Source organism: Tistlia consotensis USBA 355, from assembly GCF_900177295.1.
Lineage (GTDB): Bacteria > Pseudomonadota > Alphaproteobacteria > Kiloniellales > DSM-21159 > Tistlia > Tistlia consotensis.
On record NZ_FWZX01000014.1, the window covers coordinates 17,926 to 43,551 of the forward strand.

The following is a 25,626-nucleotide window of genomic DNA, read 5'->3' on the forward strand; positions in this document are numbered from 1 at the left end:
CCGGCACGTTGCCGTGCCGGGCGTCGTGGCCTGCCTGGTCGGGCGCGGTCCGGAGACCGCGCCGCCGCCGGCTACTTGCCGCCGCCCAGCGAGTGGACGTAGACCGCCAGCATCTTGATGGTGTCGGCGTCGAGGCGGCCGCTCCAGGCCGGCATCACGCCGTGCTTCGGCTTGGTGACCTGCGAGACGATGTCGGCCTTGGTCCCGCCGTAGAGCCAGACGGCATCGCTGAGCCGCGGCGCGCCGACGTCGTGGCTGCCCTGGCCCTTGTCGCCGTGGCAGGCTGCGCAGTTGTCGGTGAAGACCTGGGCACCGGCCTCGGCGGCCTTCGGGTCGTCGGCCCTGCCGGAGAGCGACAGCACGTACTCGGCGACGTTGTTGATCTCGTCGTGCGACAGGATCTCGCCGAAGGTCGGCATCTCGCTGACCCGGGTGTCCGCGTCGTCGCTCCAGCGGATGCCGTGGGTCACCGTCTGCTGGATGGCGGCGAGCGTGCCGCCCCACAGCCAGACGTCGTCGGCCAGCACCGGGAAGCCGCCCGGATTGCCGGAGCCGCCGACGCCGTGGCAGGGCGCGCAGTTGTCGTTGAACGCGACCTCGCCGCCGCGGCGCGCGAACTCGAACAGCTTCGGGTTGTCCGGGATCGCCGCCAGCTGGGTGTCGTGGATGCCCTTCAGGTACTCGGCCTGGGCCGCGTGGGCGGTCGCCAGCTGCTCGGTGATCTGCGTGCGGCTCGACCAGCCCAGGATGCCCCGGGTCGCGCCGGTGATGTAGGGGATCGCCGGATAGAGCACCCAGTAGACCAGCGACCAGAGGATGCAGGCATAGAAGGTGTACAGCCACCACTTGGGCAGCGGCGTGTTCAGCTCCTTGATGCCGTCCCACTCGTGGCCGGTGGTCTGCGTGCCGGTGACGGCGTCCTTCTCGATCTTCGTCGGCATGCTACTTGGGCCTCCGATCGCCCTGGCTCTGCCCGCGCGCAGGCGGGACGTCGTCCTCGTCGTCGCGCAAGGGGATGTTCGCTTGCTCCTGCAGGCTCTGCCGGCGCCGCCGGCTGGGCCAGTAGGCCCAGGCGACGATGCCCACGAAGATCGCCATCAGCCAGACGACCCACAGGTTGCGCATGAAGTGACTGAGCTCTTCCATGGTGCGGAAGGCCCTACTGCTGCCGCAGGTCTTCGGGACGGACGTCGGTGAAGTCCACCATCCGGCCCAGGATCTGCAGGTAGGCGATCAGCGCGTCCATCTCGGTCAGCTGCCCCGGCTGGCCGTCGAAGTCGCCGATGGCGGCCTTGGGATAGCGGGCCAGCAGCGCCTCGTGATCGGCGTTCGGATCGCCCTGGGCCTCCAGGTCGGCCGCCGCGTTGGCGATGTCGTCGTCGGTGTAGGGCACGCCGACGACCCGGTTGGTCTTCAGGTGCGCGGCGATGTCGGCACCCGACAGCAGCCGGGTCGCCAGGAAGGCGTAGGGCGGCATCACCGACTCCGGCACGACCGAGCGCGGATCGGTCAGGTGCGCGGCATGCCAGGCGTTGGAGTACTTGCCGCCGACCCGCGCCAGGTCCGGCCCGGTCCGCTTGGAGCCCCACTGGAAGGGGTGGTCGTACATCGACTCCGCGGCCAGCGAGTAGTGGCCGTAGCGCTCGGCCTCGTCGCGGAACGGCCGGATCTGCTGGGAATGGCAGAGATAGCAGCCTTCCCGGACGTAGATGTTGCGGCCGGTCAGCTCGAGCGGGCTGTAGGGGCGCACCCCCTGCACCCGCTCGATGGTGGACTGGATCGTGAAGAGCGGGACGATCTCGACCAGGCCGCCGATGGAGACGGTGATCAGGACCAGCACCAGCATCAGGATGACGTTGGTTTCGATCTTCTCGTGCTTGTCGAGCAGAGCCATTGCAAGGGTCTCCCTACTGGGCCGGCTGCTGCAGGGCGCTCGGCCGATGCACGAGCAGCTTCTCGTCGCGGATCTCGCCTCGGGCGGTCCGGATCAGGTTGTAGACCATGATCAGCGCGCCGATCAGGAACAGCACGCCGCCGCACGCCCGGATCACGTAGAAGGGGTGCATCGCGGCCACGGTCTCGACGAAGGAGTACTGCAGGAAGCCGAGCTGGTCGTAGGAGCGCCACATCAGGCCCTGCATGATGCCGCTGATCCACATCGCGGTGATGTAGAGCACGATGCCCATGGTCGCGATCCAGAAGTGGTAGCTGACCAGCTTGATCGAGTAGAGGCGGGTGGCGCCCCACAGCCGCGGCACCAGGAAGTAGAGGGCGCCGAAGGAGACGAAGGCGACCCAGCCGAGCGCGCCGGAGTGCACGTGGCCGATTGTCCAGTCGGTGTAGTGCGACAGGGCGTTGACCGGCTTCACCGACATCAGCGGGCCCTCGAAGGTGCTCATGCCGTAGAAGGCGACCGAGGTGACCAGGAAGCGCAGCACCGGGTCGGTGCGCAGTTTGTCCCAGGCGCCCGAGAGGGTCATGATGCCGTTGATCATGCCGCCCCAAGAGGGCATCCAGAGCATGATCGAGAAGGTCATGCCGAGGGTCTGGGCCCAGTCGGGCAGGGCGGTGTAGTGCAGGTGGTGCGGGCCCGCCCAGATGTAGAGGAAGATCAGCGCCCAGAAGTGGATGATCGACAGCCGGTAGGAATAGACCGGCCGCTCGGCCTGCTTCGGGATGAAGTAGTACATGATCCCGAGGAAGCCGGCGGTCAGGAAGAAGCCGACCGCGTTGTGGCCGTACCACCACTGGGTCAGCGCATCCTGCACGCCCGAGAACAGGCTGTAGCTCTTGGCCCCCGTCCAGGACACCGGCACCGACAGGTTGTTGACGATGTGCAGCATCGCGATGGTGACGATGAAGGCGAGGTAGAACCAGTTCGCCACGTAGATGTGCGGCTCCCGGCGCTTCATGATCGTGCCGAGGAAGACCACCAGGTAGACGACCCAGACGATGGTCAGCCAGATGTCGACGTACCACTCGGGCTCGGCGTACTCGCGGCCCTCGGTGACGCCGTTGATGTAGCCCCAGGCCGCCATGACCAGGAACAGCTGGTAGCCGGCGAACAGGAAGTAGCCGGCCTCCTCGCCGCCGAACAGGCGGGTCCGGCAGGTCCGCTGCACGACGTAGAGCGAGGTCGCGAGCAGCGCGTTGCCGCCGAAACCGAAGATCACGCCCGAGGTGTGGACCGGCCGCAGGCGGCCGAAGGTGGTCCAGGGCTCGTGCAGGTTCAGCTCCGGGAAGGCGAGCTGAAAGGCGATGATGACTCCCATCAGGAAGCCGACCACACCCCAGAACACCGTGGCGACGGTGAACAGGCGGATCGGGCCGTCATCATAACGCGAGACTGGATGGAGCCCCGCGACGGCGGCACTGTCGGACATGATTCCCCTCTCCTTGTCGCAGCCGGCGGACTTCTCGCGCACCGGCAAGCCGAGCGCAGAAGGCGGTCGAATCCTCCTTTCGCTCATTGATCTGCGTCAATGCCCGGTTGTCGGCCTGGGGATTGTCTTTCACGGTAAGATGCTCGACCCTTAATCTCGATCAGAGGGCAGCGTCCGGGAACGGGACGCGCCGGGACGGGAGGACGAGGCCATGAGCGACCAGGTACCCCTGCTGTCCGGGGGCGTGCCCCGGATCAACCGGATCACCATCGACCAGCCGTGGGACTGGCTGGCCGCGGGCTGGGCCGATCTGCGCGCCGCGCCGGCGGTCGGCTTCGGCTACGGCGCGCTGTTCGTCGCGGCCGGCTTCGTGGCGCTGGCGCTGATGTGGGTCTGGGACATCTTCGCGCTGTTCCTGCCGCTGGCCGGCGGCTTCCTGCTCGTCGCCCCGGTCCTCGCCGTCGGCCTCTACGAGACCAGCCGGCGCCTGGCCGCCGGCGAGCCGACCTCGATGCGCCTGGCCCTGACCGCCTGGCGGCGCAACCTCGGCCAGGTGGCCCTGCTCGGCGTCGCGCTGCTGCTCTTCTTCATCGCCTGGATGCGCCTCGCCTCGCTGATCTTCATGCTGTTCTTCGCCTACGACCCGCCGGCGCCGGACAGCTTCATCCAGCACGTCTTCTTCCGCTGGGATTCGATCCCCTTCCTGCTGGTCGGCTGCGGCATCGGCGCGGTGCTCGCCACGCTGGTCTTCGCGATCACCGTGGTCTCGGTGCCGATGCTGCTCGACCGGGACGTCAACGTGGTGGTGGCGATCGCGACCAGCGTCGAGGCGGTGCGCCAGAACCCCTTCCCGATGTTCGTCTGGGCCTGCCTGATCGTGCTGTTCACCGGCGCGGGACTGGCGACCGGCTATCTCGGCCTGATCATCACCCTGCCGATCGTCGGCCACGCCAGCTGGCACGCCTACCGCGACCTGGTGGCACCGGCGACGGCGTCGGAGGCCGCGGCGCTCTCCGGCCGCGAGTCGCTGGCCTAGATTCGGGGGCCTAGATTCGGGGGCCTAGATTCGGGGGCCTAGATTCGGGGGCCTAGATTCGGGGGCCTAGATTTGGGGGCCTAGAGTCCGAGCCGCTTCCGGGCGGCGGCGGCGACGGCCTCACTGTCGGCCTCGGCGCTGAGCCGGGGCCAGGCGATCTGGCCGAGATCGCGGGTCAGCTGGCGCTCGACGACCGCGGGGGTCGCGTCCGAAGCGTCGGGTGCGCGCCCGGCAGCGCGCGCCTTCAGCGTCGCGCTCGGCGCCTCCAGCCAGAGCGCCTCGAGCGGCAGGCCGAGGTCGGCGGCCAGGACCTCGACCGCGTGCCGCTCGGCCGGCCGGGCGAAGACCGCGTCGACCACGACGGGCCAGCCGGCGACCAGCGCCATGCGCGCCTCGGCGAGCAGCAGCTCGTAGACCTGACGGCTGAGGTCGCGGCTGTAGGCGTCGGCCGGCAGCCGCTCTTCCGGCGCGACGCCGTAGAGCCGCTTGCGCACCACGTCGCTGCGCAGGTGCAGGGCGCCGAGCGGGCCGGGCAGGGCCGGTGCCAGGCTGCGCGCCAGGGTCGACTTGCCGCTGCCCGACAGACCGCCGACGACGACCAGCCGCGGCGACGAGGGCTCAAGGTAGCGCTCGGCGGCGGCCAGGTAGTCGAGCGCCAGCGTCCGGTCGCGCTCGCGCGTCGCCGGGTCGCGCTGCGCCGACAGGCCGAGGCCGGTCACCTTGGCGCGCACCGAGGCGCGGATCGACAGCATCGCCGGCAGCGCGCGCAGCGAGGCGCTCTGGCCGCTGCGGCCGAAGTAGCGGGCCATGGCCGCCGAGGCGAGCGGGCGCAGGCCGCGGCAGTCCAGGTCCATCAGCAGGAAGGCGAAGTCGTAGAGCAGGTCGATGTTGGCGATCTGCTCGCTGAACTCGATGCAGTCGAACAGCGTCGGCTCGCCCTTCCAGAGGACGATGTTCGCGAGGTGCAGGTCGCCGTGGCACCGGCGCACGAGGCCGCCGGCCCGCCGCGCGTCGAGGATCGCCGCGACCTCGGCGATCGCGCCGCCGACCGCGGCGCCGTAGCGCCCGACCCGCTCGGCGGGGAAGACCTCGGGCAGCGCCGCGAAGTCCTCGGCGTTCTCGGCGATGACCCGGCGCAGGTAGGCGGCGCCGCCGAACGGCTTGCCCTTGCGCTCGGCCGTCTGATGGACGGCCATGATCGCGTCGACCAGCCGCTCGACCAGCGGCCGGTCGAGGCGGCCGGTGGCGGCCAGGCGGTCGAAGCGCAGCTCCTGGTCGAAGCGACGCATGACCAGCGCCCATTCGACCGGCCGGCCGCTGCCGTCCTCGGCCGGCGCGCCGTCGGGCCCGAGCGGCCGGCCGAGCCGCAGCCGGCCCTCGTCGGCGACGATCGGCACGACCTCCAGGTAGAGCTCCGGCGCGGTGCGCCGGTTGAGCTCCAGCTCGCGCAGCAGCACGGCGCGGCGCGCCTCGAGGGTCCGGAAGTCCAGGAAGGAGTAGGCGACCGGCCGCTTGATCTTGTAGGCGCGCTCGCCGGCCAGGAAGACCGTGGCGACATGGGTGTCGATGCGCTCGACGCTCTCGTCCCCGAGGCCGTAGCTCGCCGGGTCGGACAGGAAGGTCTCGACTGCCTCGCGGTCGCCGGTCTGGCCCGAAGGGTCGGTGGTGCCGGCGGTGGCGGACAATTCCGGCCGGTCCGTCAGGCCGAGGCGGCGGCGCGCCGCGGCCGCCGCGGCCGGTGGTAGAGGAAGAACAGGGAGATCGCCGTCACCACGATGGGCGGCAGGTAGAGCAGGAAGTCGACCGCCTCGGTGCGCTGGGCCATGTCCTGCAGGGCGAGCTGAACGCCCTCCAGGGCGCCGACGGCCATCACGGCCACCGCCAGGCGCCGCGGCCGGCCGCGCCTGTCGAATTCGCCGCCCAGCATCGCCGCGAGCCCGATGGAGACGAAGGCGATGGTGTAGAGCGGGATGACGATGCGCTGGTGGAACTCGGCGATCAGCTCGGCCCGGTAGCGCACGTCCTCCTCGGACTTCGGCGGACCGATCAGCTCGGGAATGAAGCGCTCCGGCGGCTCGCGCCAGCGCCAGGGGATCTGGTCGCCGTTGGTGACCGAGCCGAGCTCGACCGAATAGCGGTCGAACTTCAGCATCGAGAGGCGCTTCTTGACCGGATCGAACTGCTGGCGGTTGCCGTCGAACATGACGACCATGGAGCCCGCCGCGGTGTGCACCAGCGCGCCGCGCTTGGCCATGATCGTCACCGGCTGCTTGGGGTCGCGTTGGTCGCTGACCATGATGCCGAGCAGCTCGCCGTCGTCGAGCCGCTCGCGCACGTAGACCGTCAGGCCGTCCGCCAGCTCGTTGAACACGCCGTCCTGCAGCAGCACGGTCGAGAGATCGTGGCGCAGCTCGAACTGCAGGTCCTTGAAGGCGCGGAACGAGGCGGGCTGCAGGTAGATCGTCATGAAGTAGCCGGCCAGCACCGAGAGCGCACAGAGCATGACCGCGGCGCGCGCCAGCTGGCCCTGGCTGAGGCCGGCGGCGCGCAGCACCACCAGCTCCCGGTCGCCGATCATCTTGTTGTAGACGAACAGCACCGCCACGAAGGAGGCGATCGGCACGACGACGCCCAGGAACGAGGGCATCAGCAGCGCCGCGAACTCCAGGAACTTGTCGGCCGGCAGCCCGCGGTTGACGATGTAGTCGAACAGCCTGAGCGACTGGGTCAGCCAGATCGCGAAGGTCAGCGCGATCGTGACGGCAATGGTCGTCCAGCCGAGCTGAGAGAAGATGTAGCGGTCGAGGCTGCGCATGGCGCGCACACTAGACCAGAGCGGCGCCGGAGGAAACGCCGTCGGCGCCGCCCCCGGCCCGGTCGGTCAGAAGCGGTAGCCGTAGCGCACGCCGGCGTAGTCCTCGCCGTCGTTCTCCGAGCACAGGCCGCCGTTCGACATGTGCGAGAGGTAGGCCTGGACCGAGTTGTGCTTGTCGAAGCGGTAGCCGACCGCGACCGACGCATGGGACAGGATGAAGCAGCCGTAGCCCTTCTTGTCCGCGGTCTGGCCATGCAGGTTGCCGTCGTGGAACACCGGGCCCCACTCGCCTTCGAGGTAGAGCCAGTCGGTGACGTCGTAGTCCCAGGTCAGGCCGAGATAGAGGCTGTTGGTCTTCAGCTCGCTGTGGATCTGGCCGCCGATCGTCGGCCGCGGCGAGAAGGCCCAGCTCAGGAAGTCCGGCGACACGAACAGCACCTCGCCGTTGACGTCGAAGCCGTCCTCCTTCTTGCCGCTCTTGAGGCCGGCGTCGTGATAGAAGAGGCCGAAGCGCAGCTCCGAGAGCCAGCCGCCGTAGCCCGCCTTCGGATCGTATTTGAGATTGTCCTGCGACGTCTCGGCCTGCTGCGTCGAGGTCGCATCGCGCGCGGCGTAGAGCTGGTCGAAGGTCCCGACCGGAACCTCGGGCTTCGCGGCGCTCTGGGCGGCGCTCTCGGAGGTGCCCTTGGCGGCGACCGTCGGCGGCGGCGGAGCGACCGGGATCGGCTTCGGCTCGGCCTTCGCCTGGGTCGGCTTGGGCGCCGCGGCCGGCAGCGGCTTGGCGGCCGGCGCGGCCGTCACCGGCTCGCTGCGTGCCGGTGACGGCGCCGCGGTCGCGGCCGGAGCCACGGCCTGCTGGGCAGCCATGGCCTGCTGGGCCGGGTAGAGCACCTGGGTGCCGCTGCCGGAGACGTAGAGCGTCTCGTTGGCGGACTGGGCCGCGGGCTGCGCCTCGGGGAAGGGGTCGCTGGCCTGCGGCGAATAGGGCGAGCCGTAGTAGGGCTGCACGTAGGCCGCGCCGCCGTAGGCCTGGGCCGCGTAGGGCGAGCCGTAGCCCTGCTGTGCGTAGGCATAGCCCTGCTGCGGATAGGCGTAGCCCTGGGGGTAGGCATAGCCCTGGGGGTAGGCCTGGGCGGGATAGGCCTGCTGCGGGTAGGCCTGGGCCGGATAGGCCTGGGCGGGGTAGGCCTGCTGCGGGTAGTAGCCCTGCGCGTAGGCGGGCTGGGCATAGCCGGCGTATTGCTGCTGGGGATAGGCGTAGCCAGAGGTATTGACGTAGCTGGTCTGCGCCTCGGCCGCGCCGGCGCCCAGCACGACCAACGTCGCCGCACCGGCGCCCGCCACCACGGAGCGAATCGACATCCAAAAATCCCCCACCCGAGAAGCCCTGACGCTCCGTCGCCTTAGCACGAGGCCGGCGCCGATGCCAGCGCTTCGCATGGCGCGGCGACCTGCCGCACGCCGCCCGGGAGCAGGAAAAGACGGCGGTCCGGTGGTCCAGACCGCCGCCCGAGGGAGACCCCGCCGGCGTCCTGCGGACGCCGCCGGGAGGCTCAGATGCAGTAGCTGGCCAGAGGCGGGAAGCCGTTGAAGCCGACCGAGGCGTAGGTCGTCGTGTAGGCGCCGGTCGACAGCAGGCGCACCCGGTCGCCGACCTTGAGGTCGAGCGGCAGCTCGTAGCCGGCCCGATCGTAGAGGATGTCGGCGGAATCGCAGCTCGGGCCGGCCAGCACCACCGGGCCGGTCGCGCCGCCGTCGCGCGGCGTCACGATCGGATAGCGGATCGCCTCGCCCTCGGTCTCGGCGAGGCCCGAGAAGCGGCCGATGTCGAGATAGATCCAGCGCTTCTCGTCGTCGTAGGACTTGCGGGCGACCAGCACGACCTCGGCCTCGATGACCCCGGCCTCGCCGACCATGTAGCGGCCCGGCTCGATGATCGTCGCCGGCACGTGGTTGCCGAAGTGGCGCACCAAGGCCTCGGTGATGCGCGCGCCGTAGCCCTCGATGCCGCCGATCTCCTCGCGGTAGCGGGTCGGGAAGCCGCCGCCAAGATTGACCAGCTTCAGCTCGATGCCGGCCTCCTGCAGGCTGGCGAAGACCATCTTCGCGGCGCCGAGCGCCACGTCCCACTGCTCGGTGTCGGTCTGCTGCGAGCCGACGTGGAACGACACGCCGTAGGGCTCGAGGCCCAGCTCGCGGGCGCGGACCAGCAGGTCCGAGGCCATCTCGGGGGCGCAGCCGAACTTCTTCGACAGCGGCCACTCGGCGCCCTGGGTCTCGACCAGGATGCGGCAGAACACGCGGCTGCCCGGCGCGGACTCGGCCAGTTTGTCGAGCTCGGCCTCGCTGTCGAAGGCATAGAGGCTGACGCCCTGGGCGTGGGCCCAGGCGATGTCGGACTGCTTCTTGATCGTGTTGCCGAACGAGATGCGCTCGGCGCCGGCACCGGTCGCCAGGACCATGCGGATCTCCTGGGCCGAGGCGGTGTCGAAGCAGGAGCCGAGACGCTCCAGCAGCGCCAGGATCTCCGGCGCCGGGTTGGCCTTGACGGCATAGTAGATCGAGGCCGAGGGCAGCGCCGCGGCGAGCGATCGGTAGCGCTCCTCGACGACGTCGAGGTCGAGCACCAGGCAAGGGGTGGCGGGATGCTGCTCCGCCAGGAAGCGGGCGATCTTGGGAGTCATCGGCAGGGCCTCCTTCGGGGGCCGGCGGGAATCCGTCAGGATTCCCGAATCAGGGAATCGTGCAGGGCGAGCTGTCAGGGGAAGCTGGGCGTCAGCCCCTGGTACTGCTCGACGGCACGTCCCGGCCGAGTAACTGCCAATAGTCCCAGCGCAGCGCGGGCGCAGAGGTGGCGTCGCGGGTTTCGAGGTAGAAGAAATGCGGAAGGGCCGCACGCGGCTTCCGTGTCGTCATTGCACCGTCTCCGTACCGGCTTCGCCCTTTCGGACTTGGGCCGGCAGCCAAATCAACGAGATCCGCTTGGACGTCGTTGCGTGGCCGTACGGGACGACCAGAGGCACGTGCGCGTTTGCGTCGCTGCGCAATATGGAAGTTTCGCACCGGGGCGCAAGTGAAAAAATCGTGGCGGAACCTGGAGAAAAGCCAGGGCTGGTAAGGGATTGTCCGCTGCTGCGGCGGGCCCGGCGCCGGCCCTCCGCCGCAGGCCGGCGGTGCGCCGGCCGCAGGCTTTGCGGTTGCGCCCGTCACGCGTTTTCTTTATGCGGCGCGGCTTGTCCGCTGCGCCCCGTGGCGCGCGGCCCCAGCGACATCCCACACCAGCAAGCGGGAGGACCAGAGAGCCGATGGCCGAGCCGACGAAGTACCTCGCCTTCACCCATCGCCTGGTCATGGTCGGCTTCGGCTCGATCGGCCAGGGCGTGCTGCCGCTGATCATGCGGCACTTGGAGATCCGGCCGGAGCAGATCCAGATCCTCTGCCCCGACGAATCGGGCCTGGCCGTCGCCGAAGAGTACGGCATCGGCTTCCGCAGGGTCGCCCTTACGCCGGACAACTACCGCGCCCAGCTCGAGCCGCTGCTCGGGCCCGGCGACTTCCTGCTCAACCTCTCGGTCGACGTCTCCTCGGTCGCGCTGTTCAGCTTCGCCGCCGAGCGCGGCGCCCTCTACCTCGACACCTGCATCGAGCCCTGGCTCGGCGGCTACACCGACGCCTCGGCCGCGCCGGCCGAGCGCACCAACTACGCCCTGCGCGAGAAGGCCCTGGAGGCCGGCCGCAAGCTGGGCGCCGACGCGCCGACCTGCGTGCTGACCCACGGCGCCAATCCCGGCCTGGTCAGCCACTTCGCCAAGCAGGCGCTGCTCGACATCGCGCGCGACACCGGCACCGAGACGGGCAACCCGGCCGGCCAGGCCGGCTGGTCAGACCTGGCGCGCCGGCTCGGCGTCAAGGTGATCCACGTCGCCGAGCGCGACACCCAGGTCCCGACCACGCCGAAGCGGCCCGGCGAGTTCGTCAACACCTGGTCGGTCGACGGCTTCTACTCCGAGGGCTGCCAGCCGGCCGAGCTCGGCTGGGGCACCCACGAGAAGGGCCTGCCGGCCGACGGCCGGCGCCACGACAGCGGCTCGGACGCGGCGATCTACCTGCTGCGGCCCGGCGCCTCGACCCGGGTGCGCACCTGGACGCCGCTGGCCGGGCCGATCAACGGCTTCCTGATCACCCACAACGAGTCGATCTCGCTGGCCGACTACCTGACCGTCAGGGACGGCGGCAAGGCGGTCTACAGGCCGACCGTGCACTACGCCTACCACCCCTGCGATTCGGCGGTGCTGTCGGTGCACGAGCTGTCGGGCCGGCAGTGGCAGATGCAGGAGGCCAAGCGCCTGATCGTCGACGAGGTCCAGCCGGGCGGCATCGACGAGCTCGGCGTGCTGCTCTGCGGCCACGGCAGGAACGCCTACTGGTACGGCTCGCAGCTCTCGGTCGACGAGGCGCGCCGGCTGGCGCCGCACAACAACGCGACCTCGCTGCAGGTGACCATCCCGGTCTTCGCCGGCCTGGTCTGGGCCTGCGAGAATCCGAAGCGCGGCCTCGTCGAGCCCGAGCAGATGGACCACGAGCGGATCCTCGAGATCTGCCGGCCCTACCTCGGCCCGGTCGTCGGCGTCTACGGCGACTGGACCCCGCTCCACCGCCGCGAGGAGCTGTTCGCCGAGGACATCGACCGCGACGACCCCTGGCAGTTCAAGAACATCCGCGTGGTCTGAGGGGGCAGGGCGCCGTCCTCGCCGGCCGGCGCCCCGCCCGCTACTGCTTCGAGGCCGACTCTTTCGGTGCCGTCTGCTTCGGCACCATCGTGATGTTGACGGGGCTCTCGTACTTGTTGTCCGCCCCGGTGGCCGAGTCGATGATGCTGCTCAGGCCCGCCGTGAAGACGACATCGAGCGCGATGCCTGCAGCGCCCGAGCCGGATTCCCACCCGCTCTTGTTGTAGTAGGTCGCCGTCTCGTAACCGTCTTTCTCGCAGGTGATGATGATGTCGTGCTTGGTCTTGGCGACCAGGGCCGCGCTCGGCGTGCCTTCCACCCGGGCGATCACCTTGCCTTCCCGCTGCAGGGCGCAGTTGGCGTCTGGCGGGGTCGTGTTGACGTAGATTTCCTGGGTCGTGCCCTGGGTGATCGCCGAGCAGGCACAGAGACTGGACACGGCAAGACCTGCCGCGAGAACGCGCCGAAAGGACATTGGTACTCCCCCCAAACTACCAATCAGGATACGTGCCGTATCCCCCAGCGAGACATCATAATGTTCGCGCGCTGATTGTCACCAGGCCTCGTTCGCTCCACAACCGCTGGCGTCTCCACGGAGGGCCCGGCGTGCCGGCCGCCGGATCAGCTGCCGCCGTTGAGCGCGAGCGCCCGCTGCCAGGAGGGGCGCTCGGCGACCGCCTCGGCGATCGCCCGGGTCTCCGGGAAGCGCCTGGCGAAGCCCGCCGGGTCCGGGTGCCAAGTCGAGAGCATCGCGACGTAGATGTCGGCGATGCTGAAGCGGTTGCCGACCAGCCACTCGCGGCGCGCCGCCTGGGTCTCGATCACCGCCCACTGCTCGTCCAGCAGCTCCAGGGTGCGCGCCTTCAGCTTGGCCTGCTCGGCCTCACCCTCGATGTAGTGGTCGGCATGGTACCAGCGCTGGTAGCTGGGATAGAGCGTGTCCGCGGCGAAGAACATCCACTGGTAGAGCCGGGCGCGGTCGTGGTTGCGGCTCTCCGGCACCAGGCCGTACTGCGGATAGGCCTCGCCCAGGTGCAGGCAGATCGCCGCCGATTCGAACAGCGGGCGGCCGTCCGGCAGCATCATCGCCGGCACCTTGCCGTAGGGATGGATCGCCCGGTAGGCGGCGTCGCGGTGCTCGCCCTTGCGGGTGTCGACCCTGACCAGCTCGTAGGGCACGCCGACCTCCTCCAGGATCGTCAGCGGCGCCAGCGACGCCGTGCCGGGCGACCAGTAGAGGGTGTAGGCCGGCTTCACCGGCTTCGCCTCGGCCATCTCCGCCTCGCTCAGGGTGAAGTCCACGGGAGGTCTCCTCGAAAGGCCTCAGGCGGCCGGGGTCAGGACCTGGCGCACCGACTTGCCGTCGGCCAGGCGGTCGAAGGCGGCGTTGAGGTCCTCGAAGCCGATGCGCTCCGACAGCAGCCGGTCGACCGGCAGCTTGCCGCCGCGGAACAGCCCGATGTAGCGCGGGATGTCGCGCAACGGCACGCAGGAGCCGATGTAGCTGCCCTTCAGGGTGCGCTCCTCGGCGACCAGGCTGACCTGCTGGATCGAGAGGTTCTTCGAGGGGTTGGCGAGGCCGGCGGTCACCGTCTGGCCGCCGCGCCGGGTCGCCTTGTAGGCCAGCTCGAGCGCCGGCACCGAGCCGGCCATCTCGAAGGCGACGTCGACGCCGCCGCCGGTCAGGGCCTTGATCCGCTCGACCGCGTCGGGCGCGGAGGCGTCGACTGCGTCGGTGGCGCCGAGCTGGCGGGCCAGCTCCAGCTTGGCCGGCACCAGGTCGACCGCGACGACCTTGGAGGCGCCGGCGACCAGGCAGCCGAGCAGGCTGTTGAGCCCGACGCCGCCGAGCCCGATCACCGCGGCGGTCTGGCCGGCCTCGAAGCGCGCCGTGTTGATGACGGCGCCGACGCCGGTCATGACGGCGCAGCCGAACAGGGCGGCCTGCTCGGCCGGCAGGTCGCGGTCGACCTTGACCAGCGAGCGGCGCGACACGACGGTCAGGGTCGAGAAGGCGGCGACGCCCATGTGGTGGGCGACCGGCCTGCCGCCCTTCGAGAGGCGCTGCGCGCCGGACAGCAGGACGCCCTTGCCGTTCGCCGCGGCGGCCGGCTCGCAGAGCGCCGGCCGGCCCTCGGAGCAGGGCACGCAGTGGCCGCAGGCCGGCACGAAGGTCATGACCACCTGGTCGTCGACCGCCAGGTCATCGACGCCGGCGCCGAGCTCGCGGACCACGCCGGCGGCCTCGTGGCCGATCGCCATGGGGGTCGGGCGCGGCCGGTCGCCGTTGATCACCGACAGGTCGGAGTGGCAGAGCCCGGCCGCCTTGACCTCGACCAGCACCTCGCCGGGGCCCGGCCCCTCAAGCTCAAGTTCCTCGATCTTGAGCGGCTGGCTGTCGGCGTAGGGCCGGGGCAGGCCCATCTCGTAGAGCACGGCGGCGGTCGTCTTCATCGGGCATATCCCCCCTGCGGATCGGTCATTTTGTGGTTTGTCGTCCATAGGCTATCAGGGGCGCTGCAAGTCACAAGGGGATCCATGGCGAGCAGCGACACCTGCGCCGAGGGCGGCCGGCGGGCCGCGGCCGGCGACGGTGCGGTGCGGCAAGAGGCGCGGCCCGACGAAGGCCGCGAGTCGCTTCCTGCGCTCGCCGGACATCGCCAGGGCATCCTCTGGATGCTGCTGGCGATCTGCCTCTTCGTGTCCATGGATGCGACGGCGAAGTACCTCTCGCAGGACTACGCCGTGCCGCAGATCGTCTGGGCGCGCTACCTGTTCCACGTGCTGCTCGTCTGCCTGGTGCTGAACCGCCGGCTGCCGCGGCTGGCGCGCTCCGGGCGGCTCGGCCTGCAGCTGCTGCGCTCGCTGCTGCTGGTCGCGACGACCGGCTGCTTCTTCCTGGCGCTCAGCCTGATGCCGCTGGCCAACGCCAGCGCGATCATGCTGGTGGCCCCCCTGGTCGTCACCGGGCTGTCGGTGCCGCTGCTCGGCGAGCCGGTCGGCGTGCGGCGCTGGTGCGCGGTCGTGGTCGGCTTCGTCGGCGCGCTGATCGTGCTGAAGCCCGGCGTCGGTGTCTTCGAGTGGGCCTCGCTGCTGCCGCTGCTGACCGCCTGCATCTATGCCCTCTACCAGATCGTGACGCGCCTGCTGGCGCAGCGCGACTCGCCGCTGACCACGACGCTCTACACCGGCGTCGTCGGCGCCCTGCTGAGCTCGGCCGTGGTGCCCTGGTTCTGGCAGAGCCCCGACGCCGCCGGCTGGGCGCTGATGGCCGCCGTCGGCCTGATCGGCACGGCCAGCCAGTTCTGCCTGATCAAGGCCTTCCAGAACGCACCGGCCGCGGTTGTCTCGCCCTTCGGCTACTCCAACATGGTGTGGGCGATCCTCTACGGGCTGGTGCTGTTCGGCGATTTCCCGGGCCCGAGCACCCTGATCGGCGCCGGCGTGCTGATCGGCAGCGGGCTCTACGTGTGGCATCGCGAGCGCAGGCGCACGGGTATAACAAGCTGATTTATAAAGAATATTTTTTTCGATCGAGGACCTTGAAATGCGACGGGCAGCGCTGTACATCCATGCCCGGTTGGCACTCGCCAGCAGGGAGTGCTAACACCCCCGGATGGGGGCTAGACCTCAGACTCATTTCGGGAGCACGAGCATGAAATTCCGGCCGTTGCATGACCGCGTGGTCGTCCGTCGCATCGAAGAGGACGCGAAGACCAGCGGCGGCATCATCATCCCCGACTCCGCCAAGGAAAAGCCGCAGCAGGGCGAAATCGTCGCTGTCGGCCCGGGCGCGCGCAACGAGAAGGGCGAGCTGGTCGCCCTCGACGTCAAGGCCGGCGACCGGGTGGTCTTCGGCAAGTGGTCCGGCACTGAGGTCAAGATCGACGGCGAAGACCTGTTGATCATGAAGGAGTCGGACATCATGGGCATCCTCGAGGGCTCGAAGTCCTCGAAGAAGGCCGCGTAAGTCAAGCTGCCTAGCAAAAGGGGCTAGTAACGAACATGGCTGCCAAGGACGTCAAATTCTCCACCGACGCGCGCACGCGGATGCTGCGCGGCGTCGACATCCTGGCCGATGCGGTCAAGGTCACGCTCGGCCCGAAGGGCCGCAACGTCGTGCTCGACAAGTCGTTCGGCGCGCCGCGGATCACCAAGGACGGCGTCACCGTCGCCAAGGAGATCGAGCTCGCCGACAAGTTCGAGAACATGGGCGCGCAGATGGTCAAGGAGGTCGCCTCCAAGACCAACGACCTGGCCGGCGACGGCACCACGACCGCGACCGTGCTGGCCCAGTCGATCGTCCGCGAGGGCGCCAAGTCTGTCGCCGCCGGCATGAACCCGATGGACCTGAAGCGCGGCGTCGACCGCGCCGTCGAGGCGGTCGTCGCGGACCTGCAGAAGCGCTCGCGCAAGGTCTCGAACAACTCCGAGATCGCCCAGGTCGGCACGATCTCCGCCAACGGCGACGCCGAGGTCGGCGTGATGATCGCCAAGGCCATGGAGCGGGTCGGCAACGAGGGCGTCATCACGGTCGAGGAGGCGAAGAGCCTGGAGACCGAGCTGGATGTCGTCGAGGGCATGCAGTTCGACCGCGGCTACCTGTCGCCCTACTTCATCACCGACGCCGACAAGATGCGCGTCGAGCTCGAGGATCCCTTCATCCTGATCCACGAGAGCAAGCTGTCGGGCCTGCAGGCGATGCTGCCGGTGCTCGAGGCTGTGGTGCAGTCGGGCCGTCCGCTGCTGATCATCGCCGAGGACGTCGAGGGCGAGGCCCTGGCGACCCTGGTGGTCAACAAGCTGCGCGGCGGCCTCAAGGTCGCGGCCGTCAAGGCCCCGGGCTTCGGCGATCGCCGCAAGGCCATGCTGCAGGACATCGCCGTCCTGACCAACGGCACGGCGGTCAGCCAGGACCTCGGCATCAAGCTCGAGAACGTCACGCTCGACATGCTGGGTCGCGCCAAGAAGGTCGTGATCACCAAGGACGACACCACGATCGTCGAGGGCAGCGGCAAGAAGAAGGACATCGAGGCGCGCTGCTCGCAGATCCGGGCGCAGATCGAGGAGACCACCTCGGACTACGACCGTGAGAAGCTGCAGGAGCGGCTGGCCAAGCTGGCCGGCGGCGTCGCGGTGATCCGCGTCGGCGGTGCCACCGAGACCGAGGTGAAGGAGAAGAAGGACCGCGTCGACGACGCCATGCACGCGACCCGTGCGGCCGTCGAGGAAGGCGTGGTCGTCGGCGGCGGTGCCGCCCTGCTCTATGCCTCCAAGGTCCTGGAGAAGGTCAAGTCCGACAACGACGACCAGCGCGTCGGCGTCGAGATCGTCCGCAAGGCCCTGCAGGCGCCGGTCCGTCAGATCACCGCGAACGCCGGCTTCGACGGCTCGGTGATCGTCGGCAAGCTCCTGGAAGGCAAGGACCAGGACCAGGGCTTCGACGCCGCCAAGGGCGAGTACGTCAACATGTTCAAGGCCGGCATCATCGACCCGACCAAGGTCGTGCGCACGGCGCTGCAGGACGCGGCCTCGATCGCCGGCCTGCTGATCACCACCGAGGCGATGATCGCCGAGAAGCCGGAGAAGAAGCAGCCGGCTGGCGGCGGCATGCCCGACATGGGCGGCATGGACTTCTAAGTCCGGTCGACCGGTTCGTTACCCGGGAGGGCCGCGGCGCAAGCCGCGGCCCTTTCGATTCCGGCCGGGGCCGCCTACCTTCGAAGCAGGCCTGCCTTCCCAAATCCTGCTCCCGGAGACCCGCCCCGCCATGGACCGTACCGTCAGCCCCAGCGCGCCGCAGCCGACCCGCCTCTCGGACTACCGGCCGCCGGCGCACCTGATCGAGACGCTCGATCTCGCGCTCGACCTGCGCGACGACTGGACGACGGTGCGCGCGACCCTGCGCGGCCGGCGCAACCCGGCGGCGGGCCAGGGCGCCGCGCCGATCGTGCTGGACGGCGAGGCCCAGGAGCTGGTCTCCGTCACCCTTGACGGCGAGCGCCTGGGGCCGAACGAATACGCCCTGGAGGCCGACCGCCTGACCCTGCCGGAGCGCGACGGGGCCTTCGAGCTCGTCGTCGAGAGCCGGATCCGGCCGCAGGACAACAGCGCGCTGGAGGGCCTCTACCTGTCCAACGGCATGTACTGCACCCAATGCGAGGCCGAGGGCTTCCGCCGCATTACCTACTTCCCGGACCGGCCCGACGTCATGGCGGTCTACAGCGTGCGCCTGGAGGCCGACGCGGCGCGCTTCCCCGTGCTGCTGTCGAACGGCAATCCGGTCGAGCAGGGCGAGGCCGGGGCGGGGCGCCGCTACGCCGTCTGGCACGATCCCTTCCCGAAGCCGAGCTATCTCTTCGCCGCGGTCGCCGGCGACCTCGCCTGCGTCGAGGACCGCTTCGTCACCCGCTCGGGCCGCGAGGTCGCGCTGCGCATCTACGTCGAGCACGGCAACGAGCCGCGCACCGGCCACGCCATGGATTCCCTGAAGCGGGCGATGCGCTGGGACGAGGAGGTCTTCGGCCTGGAGTACGACCTCGACCTCTTCATGATCGTCGCGGTCTCGCACTTCAACATGGGGGCCATGGAGAACAAGGGCCTCAACGTCTTCAACTCGAAGCTCCTGCTGGCCGATGCCGCGACCGCGACCGACGCCGACCTGCAGCGGGTCGAGGCGGTCGTCGCCCACGAGTACTTCCACAACTGGACCGGCAACCGCGTGACCTGCCGCGACTGGTTCCAGCTGTCGCTCAAGGAAGGGCTGACGGTGTTCCGCGATCAGCAGTTCTCGGCCGACATGCACTCCCATGGCGTCAAGCGGGTCGGCGACGTCCGCCTGCTGCGCTCGGTGCAGTTCGCCGAGGACGCCGGCCCGACGGCCCATCCGGTGCGGCCCGACAGCTACATCGAGATCAACAACTTCTACACGCCGACGGTCTACGAGAAGGGCGCCGAGGTCGTGCGCATGATCCACACGCTGCTCGGGCCCGCGGGCTTCCGGCGCGGCATGGACCTCTACTTCGAGCGCCACGACGGCCAGGCGGTGACCTGCGAGGACTTCGTCGCCGCCATGGAGGACGCCAACGGCGCGGACCTCTCGTCCTTCCGGCTCTGGTACCAGCAGGCCGGCACGCCGACGCTCGAGGCCGACTGGTCGCAGGACCTGTCGGCGCGCAGCCTGACGCTGCGGCTGCGCCAGAGCGTGCCGCCGACGCCCGGGCAGCCGTTGAAGAGGCCGATGCCGCTGCCCGTGCGCGCCGCGCTGCTCGGCAAGGCCGGCGGCACCGTCGCGCCCGAGCGGGTGCTGCTGCTCGACGGCGCGGAGGCGAGCTTCACCTTCGAGGAGGTCGGCGAGCCGGCGGTGCCCTCGCTGCTGCGCGGCTTCTCGGCGCCGGTCAGGCTGGAGGCCGCCTGGAGCGAGGACGACCTGGCCTTCCTGGCCGGTGCCGACGACGACCCCTTCGGCCGCTGGGAGGCGTTGCAGACCCTGGCGACCCGCTCGCTGCTGCGCATGGCGGAGGCGCTGCGCGCCGGCGGCGCGGCGACGCTCGACCAGCGGATCGTCTCGGCCTTCCGGGCGAGCCTCGCCGACGCGCGCCTGGAGCCGGCCTTCAAGGCCGAGCTGCTGACCCTGCCCGGCGAGACGCTGCTCGGCCAGGCCAGCGAGACCTGGCAGGTCGACGCCGTGCACGAGGCGCGCGAGCTGGCCCGCCGTACCCTCGGCGAGGCCCTGCGCGACGGCTGGCGGCAGGCCTACCAGGCCCTGGCCGGTGAGGAGGGCGCCCTCGACACCGAGGCGATGGGCCGGCGCGCCTTCAAGAACGCCGCGCTCGCCTACTGGGTCGCGGCCGGCGACGAGGCGGCCGTGGCGGCGGCCCTGGCGCAGGCGCGGCCGGACGGGCGCATGACCGACGTCGTCGCCGCGCTCGCCGCGCTGAGCGACCTCGAGCGGCCGGACGCCGAGGCGGCGCTGCAGGCCTTCCACGACCGCTGGCTCGACGATCCGCTGGTGCTCGACAAGTGGTTCGCCCTGAAGGCGACCGCGTCGCGGCCAGACACCCTGGCGACGGTCGAGGCGCTGCGCCGGCATCCGCGCTTCGACCGGCGCAATCCCAACCGGGTGCGCGCCCTGATCGGCAGCTTCACGACGGGCAACCCGGTGCGCTTCCACGCCGCCGACGGCTCGGGCTACGCCTTCCTGGCCCAGGAGGTGCTGGCGCTCGACAAGCTGAACCCGCAGGTCGCCGCGCGCCTGACCCAGCCGCTGGTGCGCTGGCGCCGCTTCGACGAGGGCCGGCGCCAGCGCATGCTCGAGGCGTTGCGCCGGATCGCCGACGAGCCGGGCCTGTCCAGGGACGTCTTCGAGATCGTCTCGAAGGGCCTGGCCTGAGGCCATGCCGGACGACGACCTGCCGGATGCCGCGGGACTGGCCGCCCTCAGGGCCGAGCTGGAGCGCCGGCTGGCCGAGCTGGAGCGGCTCGAGGCGGCGACCCGCGACGATCGCCGGCCGGTCGAGCTCGACCAGCAGAGCAGCGGCCGGCTGACCCGCATGGACGCGCTGCAGCAGCAGCAGATGGCGCTGGCGACCGGGCAGCGCCGGCAGGCCGCGGGACAGCGGATTCGCGCCGCGCTCGCGCGCATGGACGCCGGCGACTACGGCTGGTGCCTGAGCTGCGACGAGGCGATCGAGCCGGCCCGCCTGCGCCTCGACCCGGCGACCCCGCTCTGCCTCGCCTGCCAGCAGGGCGGCGAGCAGCGGTAGAGCCGGATCCGATCGCGCTCCGGCCGTCAGGCCGGCCTGGACGCCAGGTAGACCGTGTTGGCGGACTCGCCGCCCTGGATCGGGTTGGGAAAGCTGACGACCTCGGCGCGCGCCTCGGCGAAGACCTGGCGCAGGGTCGCCAGGAAGGCCGGGTCGGGCGGGTCGTTCGACCAGAGCGCGAAGACGCCGCCCGGATGCAGCTGCCGGGCCAGGCGCTCCAGGCCCGCCGCGCCGTAGAAGGCGCTGTTCGCCGGATCGAGCGGCTGGTCGGGCGCGTGGTCGATGTCGAGCAGGACCGCGTGGAAGCGGCGTCCGGGCGCCGTCGGGTCGAAGCCGGCCTCGGGATCCCCGGCCAGGGCGAAGAAGTCGCCCTCGACGAAGCGGCAGCGCGGGTCGCTGGTCAGCGCGGCGCCCAGCGGCAGCAGCCCCTGGCGATGCCATTCGACGACCGGGCCGAGCGCCTCGACGACGAGCAGCGAGGCGAGGCGCTGGTCCTCCAGGGCCGCCCGCGCCGTGTAGCCGAGCCCCAGGCCGCCGACCACGACCTCGAAGTCGCCGCCCCGCAGCTCGGCCAGGCCGAGGCGGGCCAGGGCGATCTCGGCCGCGGTGAAGCGGCTCGACATCAGGAACTCGTCGCCGAGCTTGATCTCGTAGAGCACGTCGTCGCGACCCGGCTCGCGCCGCCGCCGCAGGCTGAGGGCACCGATCGGCGTCGGCCGGTAGTCGAGCTCCTCGAAGGCGAGGCTCATCGATGTCTCCCTGCTGGATGGCGGCAGGACCTCCTTCGCATCTCGCCGGGCGCCTGTGAAGGGGCATCCGGCGCAGCGGGGCGCGCGGGATGCGACGCGCTCCGATCCCCCCTAGCCTTCGCCGCTCCTCGTCAAGACAACCAAAAGGAGTGAGTCATGTCTCTAAAATTCATCGAAATGGATCAGGGTCCCGTCCAGCCGATCGGTCCGGCGCGCGACGTCGTGCTGGTCACCAAGGGCAGCGATTCCCTGCCGGACGGCGCCGCGCGCGGCCTGCTGGTCGGCACCGCCGGCACGGCGAACCTGGTCACCGAGCAGGGCGGCGTGCGCAGCGACGTGCCGCTGCAGCAGGGCTACAACCCGATCCGCGTGCTCGCGGTGCTGACCGGCGGCACCGCGGACGACATCTGGGCGATCTACTGATGACGACACTCACGACCATCGGCTTCTGGCCGTGGCCGGTGAAGAGCATCGGGCCTGGCCAGCCGCCGGGCGGCACCATCGATCCGCCCTTCGCCGACGTCTCGCTGCTGCTCGGCTTCGACGGCAGCTTCGCCGACGAGAGCTCCTACAACCACACGCCGACCGCAACCAGCGCCAGCATCAGCACGACGACCGTGAAGTACGGCACCGGCAGCGGCAGCTTTCCGAGCGACGGCTCGATCGTCACCTACCCCGACGACGACAGCTTCTGGTTCGACGCTGACTTCACCATGGAATGCTGGGTCTACCCCAACAGCCTGGCGAAGACCCGGCGCGTGCTCCAGCAGGCCACGACCGGACAGTTCTCATTCTTCTCGAACCTCAACACTGACGGCACGGTGAGCCTGACGCTGTCTTCCGACGGGACGTCGTTCAGCACGCTGGCGACCGTCCAGACTGTGACGACCGGCCAGTGGCAACACCTCGCGTGGACGCGCGCGGGAAGCACGGTGAGGGCTTTCATCGATGGCCAGCTCGACAGCCAGACGCTGACCTTCGCCGGGGCCCTGCACAATTCCACGGCACCGGTCTACGTCGGCGGCAACACCGCGGCCCAGGGCAACGGCCTCAACGGCTTCCTGGACGAGGTGCGGATCACGAAGGGGGTGGCGCTCTACACCCAGTCCTTCACACCGCCGAGCAGCAAGTTTCCGCGTTCCTGAGCAGCGGACGGTCAGGGGAGGGGGCGCGGCGTGAGCCGCGGCCCCTTCTCGCCTCGGGTGCCCGGGCCCGGCCTCCGCGGGGGTATCGTTAACGCTCTGCTCACGTCTCCCTGGCAGCCTGCTCTCTCACGGCAGTTCGGAGAGCCCTTGAGCATGCCCCTCGATCAGGTGCAGCCCCCCGCGCCCGTCCGGGTTCGGCCGGCGACGGCGCAGCGGATCGGCACGACCGCCCTCGAGCGCGGGCCTGGCCCGGCGTGGCGCGACCGGGCGCTCTTGCGGAAGGCCGCCGCATGACCGCGTCTGCCGTCCTTGCGGAGACCGCCCGCTTCGCCTTGAACAATCCGCTGATCGACGCCTGTTTCGACCAGCCGGATTTCGAGGGGACGCCGCGGCTGGCCTATGTCGTCGGATCGACCCGCCGCTCGGGAAGCACCTATCTCTCGAGTCTGCTGGCTGCGACCGGTGTGCTCGGCGTGCCGACCGAGTACTTGAAGTCGAGCGGTCCGAACAAGGATCTGCTGGCGCGCGCCGGCCACGATCCCGAGGATCGATCCGTGGAGGGCTACGCCGCGGCGTTGATCCGCCTGCGCACGACGCCGAACGGCGTCTTCGGGCTGCATGCCCACTTCGACCAGTTCGCCGTGGGACTGCGCCACCACCTGTTCGGCCGTCTGTTGCCGGTGCCGCGCTTCATCCATATCCGACGCCGCGACCTCCTGGGCCAGGCGATCTCGCTGATCCACGCACGCCAGACGGACCAGTGGACCAGCCTCGGCAAAGGCGGCGGCGCGCCGACCTACGACGGCAAGGCGATCCGCGAGGCGCTGCACGGCCTGATTCAGCAGAACGCCAACTGGGACCTCTACTTCGCCGAGGCGGGCGTCGAGCCCTTCTTCCTGTTCTACGAAGATCTGGTCGCTGACCCCGAGCGGCTGGTGGCCGGGATCTGCGCCTTCCTGGGGGTCGAGTGGGACGGCCGCTTCGCGCAGCCCCGAGCACCGCTGGAGCGCCAGTCCGACCCGGTCAAGCAGCAGTGGCGCGAACGCTTCCTGGCCGAGCGGAGAGGGGGGTAGGCCGGCGGCGGCTCGGGACCCCGGTCCCTCAAGCCGCCTGGCAGCAGGTTCCCGCGTTCCTCAGCGAACCGGGGCGGGCAGACGCTTCACCGCTTCCCCTCTTCTACAGTCCCCGCCTGAAGTCGACCGGCATGAGGCGGCGGGTGCCGTCGGGCAGCATTCCCTCGCCGACGCAGTTCAGGACATACCTCAGCTCGGGTCGTGGTCACCGGCGCGGCGAGTCTCGCCCGACCTGGCCGAGGTTCGGTCAACGGCCGGCGCCGACCGGAGAGCGTTCGACGCCGACGTGGACCCGACCGGTAACACAGGAGCAGTGTCGACGCTCTAGGCGCGCCTCGCCGCCTCGGCGAGCGGCGGCGCCCAGTCGCCGGGGCTCGTCTGGCGCAGCAGGCGGACCGAGCCATACCAGGGCGTGCGGTTGCCGTGCCCCTCGAACCAGCGCCAGTTCGGCCCGAAGGGCAGCAGGCCCAGGGTCGGCACGCCGAGCGCGCCGGCGACGTGCAGCGTCGCGTTGTCGATGGTGACGACGCCGTCGAGCGCGGCGATCAACGCCGCCAGCCCCTCCAGGTCGTCGCGCAGGTCGAGGCCGTCGAAGAGCTCGACCTCGCCGCCGAGCGCCCGGAAGGCGGCGAGGTCCTCGCCGATGTCGCCATACTGCAGGGCGACGAAGCGCAGGTCCCGGCGCGCGAGCAGCGGCTTCCAGGCCTCGAGCGGCGGCGTGCGGGCGGCGCCGTTGGCGGGATTGCCGGAGCGCCAGGCGAGCCCGACCAGCGGGCGGGCGTCGTCGAGACGGCGGCGCAGCGCCTCGCGCCGGGACGGGTCGGCTTCGAGATAGGCGGCGCCGTCGCCGAAGGCCTCGAAGCCGGTCAGCCAGCGGGCGGCGAGGTCGCCGAGCGGCGCCTGCAGGTCGAAGGCCTCGGCCGGAACCTCCGCCTCGCCGCGCGGCAGGCAGGCGAGGCCCGGGAAGCTGCGCCGGTAGAGCGGCACCAGCCGCGGGTCGCACTCGACCGCCACGCTCCCGGCATCGGCCAGGGCGCGCGGCAGCAGGCGGGCGAACATGACCTCGTCGCCGATGCCCTGCTCGCCCCACAGCAGCAGGCGCCGGCCGGCCAGGCTCTCGCCCTGCCAGTGCGGCTGGGGCAGCGTGCGGCGCCAGGCGGCGCCGGAGGGGGCCGCCTCGCGGCCCAGGGTCAGCGGCCAGCCGCCGGCGAGGTCGCCGAGCTGCAGGCGGTGCAGGCCGAGCGCGTAGCGCGCCTCGGCGTCGTCGGGCGCGGTGGCGACGGCGCGCTCCAGGGCCTCGCCAGCGGCCTCCAGCTTGCCGAGCTGGCGGCGCACGTGGCCGAGGTTGCGCCAGTGGTCGGGCTGCTCCGGGTCGAGGCGGGCCGCCTTGCGCAGCGCCATCTCGGCGCGCGTCGCCTCGCCGAGCTGGGCCAGGGCGGCGGCGTAGGTCGCGTGGGCCGAGGCGTCGCCCGGCGCCAGCACCGTGGCGCGGCGCAGCGGCTCCAGGGCCTCCTCCGGCCGCCGGTCGGCGAGCAGCAGGGTGCCGAGGCCGAGATGCAGGCCGACCTGGCGCGGCGCCCGGGCCAGGGCGGCGTGGTAGGCGGCCTCGGCCGGCTCGGTGCGGCCGAGCCTGCGCAGCGCCTTGGCGCGGTTCTCGTGATAGAGGGCGGGGCGGGGATCGAGCTCGATGGCCTGGTCGAGCAGCTCCAGCGAGGCCGGCAGGTTGCCGCACTGGCCGGCGAGCACGCCGAGCAGGTGCCAGGCCTCGGCGCGTCGCGGCTCGCGGCGCAGGATCGCGCGGTACAGGGACTCGGCCTCGGGCAGGCGCCCGGCCTGGTGCAGCGCCAGGGCCTCGGGGAAGCGGTCGGCGGCGCCGGGCGGCGTCAGGTGTGAGCGCTGGGCAAGTGGCATCGTCGACGTCCCCCGAATT

Annotated in this window: 23 protein-coding genes; 10 read left to right on the forward strand and 13 right to left on the reverse strand. The window is 70.7% G+C overall.

Features of this window, described 5'->3' with window-relative positions; genetic code table 11:
- Window positions 1-71 precede the first annotated feature (71 nt).
- Genes ccoP through ccoN form a run of 4 tightly spaced genes read right to left on the reverse strand, consistent with a single transcriptional unit; the run spans window position 72 to window position 3,383 of the window.
- Window positions 72-941: a cytochrome-c oxidase, cbb3-type subunit III gene (gene ccoP, locus B9O00_RS16740; protein WP_085123849.1), complete on the reverse strand. Its 870-nt coding sequence runs from the start codon at window positions 939-941 to the stop codon at window positions 72-74.
- Window position 942: 1 nt separating this feature from the next.
- On the reverse strand, window positions 943-1,146 hold the full coding sequence (locus B9O00_RS16745; protein ID WP_085123850.1) for a cbb3-type cytochrome oxidase subunit 3: 204 nt from the start codon (window positions 1,144-1,146) through the stop codon (window positions 943-945).
- A 13-nt stretch (window positions 1,147-1,159) separates the two neighbouring features.
- A complete protein-coding gene (gene ccoO / locus B9O00_RS16750) occupies window positions 1,160-1,894 on the reverse strand; it encodes a cytochrome-c oxidase, cbb3-type subunit II (RefSeq protein WP_085123851.1) in 735 nt (244 codons plus the stop codon).
- Window positions 1,895-1,907: 13 nt separating this feature from the next.
- Window positions 1,908-3,383, reverse strand: coding sequence for a cytochrome-c oxidase, cbb3-type subunit I (ccoN, locus tag B9O00_RS16755; protein WP_085123964.1), 1,476 nt, complete (start codon window positions 3,381-3,383; stop codon window positions 1,908-1,910).
- Between the two features lie 211 nt (window positions 3,384-3,594).
- Between ccoN and B9O00_RS16760 the strand changes: the two genes are divergently transcribed.
- Window positions 3,595-4,419 carry a DUF2189 domain-containing protein gene (locus B9O00_RS16760; protein ID WP_085123852.1) on the forward strand — a complete coding sequence of 275 codons (825 nt, stop codon included), beginning with the start codon at window positions 3,595-3,597 and terminating at the stop codon, window positions 4,417-4,419.
- An 80-nt stretch (window positions 4,420-4,499) separates the two neighbouring features.
- On the opposite strand, the gene B9O00_RS16765 is transcribed toward B9O00_RS16760, so the two are convergent.
- The 4 genes from B9O00_RS16765 to B9O00_RS16780 form a co-directional block, all read right to left on the reverse strand.
- On the reverse strand, window positions 4,500-6,104 hold the full coding sequence (locus B9O00_RS16765; protein ID WP_085123853.1) for a bifunctional aminoglycoside phosphotransferase/ATP-binding protein: 1,605 nt from the start codon (window positions 6,102-6,104) through the stop codon (window positions 4,500-4,502).
- A 14-nt stretch (window positions 6,105-6,118) separates the two neighbouring features.
- Window positions 6,119-7,234, reverse strand: coding sequence for an LPS export ABC transporter permease LptF (lptF, locus tag B9O00_RS16770; protein ID WP_085123854.1), 1,116 nt, complete (start codon window positions 7,232-7,234; stop codon window positions 6,119-6,121).
- Between the two features lie 66 nt (window positions 7,235-7,300).
- On the reverse strand, window positions 7,301-8,596 hold the full coding sequence (locus B9O00_RS16775; protein ID WP_085123855.1) for an acyloxyacyl hydrolase: 1,296 nt from the start codon (window positions 8,594-8,596) through the stop codon (window positions 7,301-7,303).
- 191 nt (window positions 8,597-8,787) lie between these two features.
- Entirely contained in the window at window positions 8,788-9,918 is a 1,131-nt protein-coding gene (locus B9O00_RS16780; protein WP_085123856.1) for a type III PLP-dependent enzyme, read from the reverse strand.
- A gap of 621 nt (window positions 9,919-10,539) precedes the next feature.
- Between B9O00_RS16780 and B9O00_RS16785 the strand changes: the two genes are divergently transcribed.
- On the forward strand, window positions 10,540-11,964 hold the full coding sequence (locus tag B9O00_RS16785) for a homospermidine synthase (RefSeq protein ID WP_085123857.1): 1,425 nt from the start codon (window positions 10,540-10,542) through the stop codon (window positions 11,962-11,964).
- 40 nt (window positions 11,965-12,004) lie between these two features.
- Here the strand turns inward: B9O00_RS16785 and B9O00_RS16790 are convergent, their stop codons facing one another.
- The 3 genes from B9O00_RS16790 to B9O00_RS16800 all read right to left on the reverse strand — a co-directional run bounded on the left by B9O00_RS16790 (window position 12,005) and on the right by B9O00_RS16800 (window position 14,418).
- Window positions 12,005-12,403, reverse strand: a complete 399-nt coding sequence (locus B9O00_RS16790) for a hypothetical protein (RefSeq protein WP_085123858.1) — start codon at window positions 12,401-12,403, stop codon at window positions 12,005-12,007.
- A gap of 182 nt (window positions 12,404-12,585) precedes the next feature.
- Complete coding sequence (locus B9O00_RS16795; protein WP_085123859.1) at window positions 12,586-13,266, reverse strand: glutathione S-transferase family protein; 681 nt, start codon at window positions 13,264-13,266, stop codon at window positions 12,586-12,588.
- Window positions 13,267-13,287: 21 nt separating this feature from the next.
- Window positions 13,288-14,418 (reverse strand): zinc-dependent alcohol dehydrogenase family protein, encoded by a 1,131-nt coding sequence (locus B9O00_RS16800; RefSeq protein ID WP_085123860.1) that lies wholly within the window; start codon window positions 14,416-14,418, stop codon window positions 13,288-13,290.
- Between the two features lie 84 nt (window positions 14,419-14,502).
- Here B9O00_RS16800 and B9O00_RS16805 point away from each other — a divergent pair, with 84 nt between their 5' ends.
- The 5 genes from B9O00_RS16805 to B9O00_RS16825 all read left to right on the forward strand — a co-directional run bounded on the left by B9O00_RS16805 (window position 14,503) and on the right by B9O00_RS16825 (window position 20,729).
- A complete protein-coding gene (locus B9O00_RS16805) occupies window positions 14,503-15,474 on the forward strand; it encodes a DMT family transporter (protein WP_085123861.1) in 972 nt (323 codons plus the stop codon).
- 145 nt (window positions 15,475-15,619) lie between these two features.
- A complete protein-coding gene (groES, locus tag B9O00_RS16810; protein WP_085123862.1) occupies window positions 15,620-15,934 on the forward strand; it encodes a co-chaperone GroES in 315 nt (104 codons plus the stop codon).
- A 35-nt stretch (window positions 15,935-15,969) separates the two neighbouring features.
- Window positions 15,970-17,604, forward strand: a complete 1,635-nt coding sequence (gene groL / locus B9O00_RS16815) for a chaperonin GroEL (RefSeq protein WP_085123863.1) — start codon at window positions 15,970-15,972, stop codon at window positions 17,602-17,604.
- Between the two features lie 130 nt (window positions 17,605-17,734).
- Window positions 17,735-20,356 carry an aminopeptidase N gene (pepN, locus tag B9O00_RS16820; RefSeq protein ID WP_085123864.1) on the forward strand — a complete coding sequence of 874 codons (2,622 nt, stop codon included), beginning with the start codon at window positions 17,735-17,737 and terminating at the stop codon, window positions 20,354-20,356.
- Between the two features lie 4 nt (window positions 20,357-20,360).
- The gene (locus B9O00_RS16825) at window positions 20,361-20,729 is read left to right on the forward strand and encodes a TraR/DksA family transcriptional regulator (RefSeq protein ID WP_085123865.1); all 369 of its coding nucleotides are present in this window, start codon (window positions 20,361-20,363) and stop codon (window positions 20,727-20,729) included.
- 26 nt (window positions 20,730-20,755) lie between these two features.
- Here B9O00_RS16825 and B9O00_RS16830 read toward each other — a convergent pair whose 3' ends face one another.
- The gene (locus B9O00_RS16830; RefSeq protein WP_085123866.1) at window positions 20,756-21,478 is read right to left on the reverse strand and encodes a polyamine aminopropyltransferase; all 723 of its coding nucleotides are present in this window, start codon (window positions 21,476-21,478) and stop codon (window positions 20,756-20,758) included.
- A 177-nt stretch (window positions 21,479-21,655) separates the two neighbouring features.
- On the opposite strand from B9O00_RS16830, the gene B9O00_RS32545 reads away from it, so the two are divergent.
- The 3 genes from B9O00_RS32545 to B9O00_RS16840 all read left to right on the forward strand — a co-directional run bounded on the left by B9O00_RS32545 (window position 21,656) and on the right by B9O00_RS16840 (window position 23,696).
- Window positions 21,656-21,901 (forward strand): spike base protein, RCAP_Rcc01079 family, encoded by a 246-nt coding sequence (locus tag B9O00_RS32545; protein WP_143596259.1) that lies wholly within the window; start codon window positions 21,656-21,658, stop codon window positions 21,899-21,901.
- Complete coding sequence (locus B9O00_RS16835; RefSeq protein ID WP_143596260.1) at window positions 21,901-22,623, forward strand: LamG domain-containing protein; 723 nt, start codon at window positions 21,901-21,903, stop codon at window positions 22,621-22,623. Before B9O00_RS32545 ends, B9O00_RS16835 begins: the two co-directional genes overlap by 1 nt.
- 254 nt (window positions 22,624-22,877) lie before the next feature.
- The gene (locus B9O00_RS16840; RefSeq protein WP_143596261.1) at window positions 22,878-23,696 is read left to right on the forward strand and encodes a Stf0 family sulfotransferase; all 819 of its coding nucleotides are present in this window, start codon (window positions 22,878-22,880) and stop codon (window positions 23,694-23,696) included.
- Window positions 23,697-24,020: 324 nt separating this feature from the next.
- On the opposite strand, the gene B9O00_RS16845 is transcribed toward B9O00_RS16840, so the two are convergent.
- Window positions 24,021-25,607 carry a tetratricopeptide repeat protein gene (locus B9O00_RS16845; protein WP_085123869.1) on the reverse strand — a complete coding sequence of 529 codons (1,587 nt, stop codon included), beginning with the start codon at window positions 25,605-25,607 and terminating at the stop codon, window positions 24,021-24,023.
- Between the last annotated feature and the right edge of the window lie 19 nt (window positions 25,608-25,626).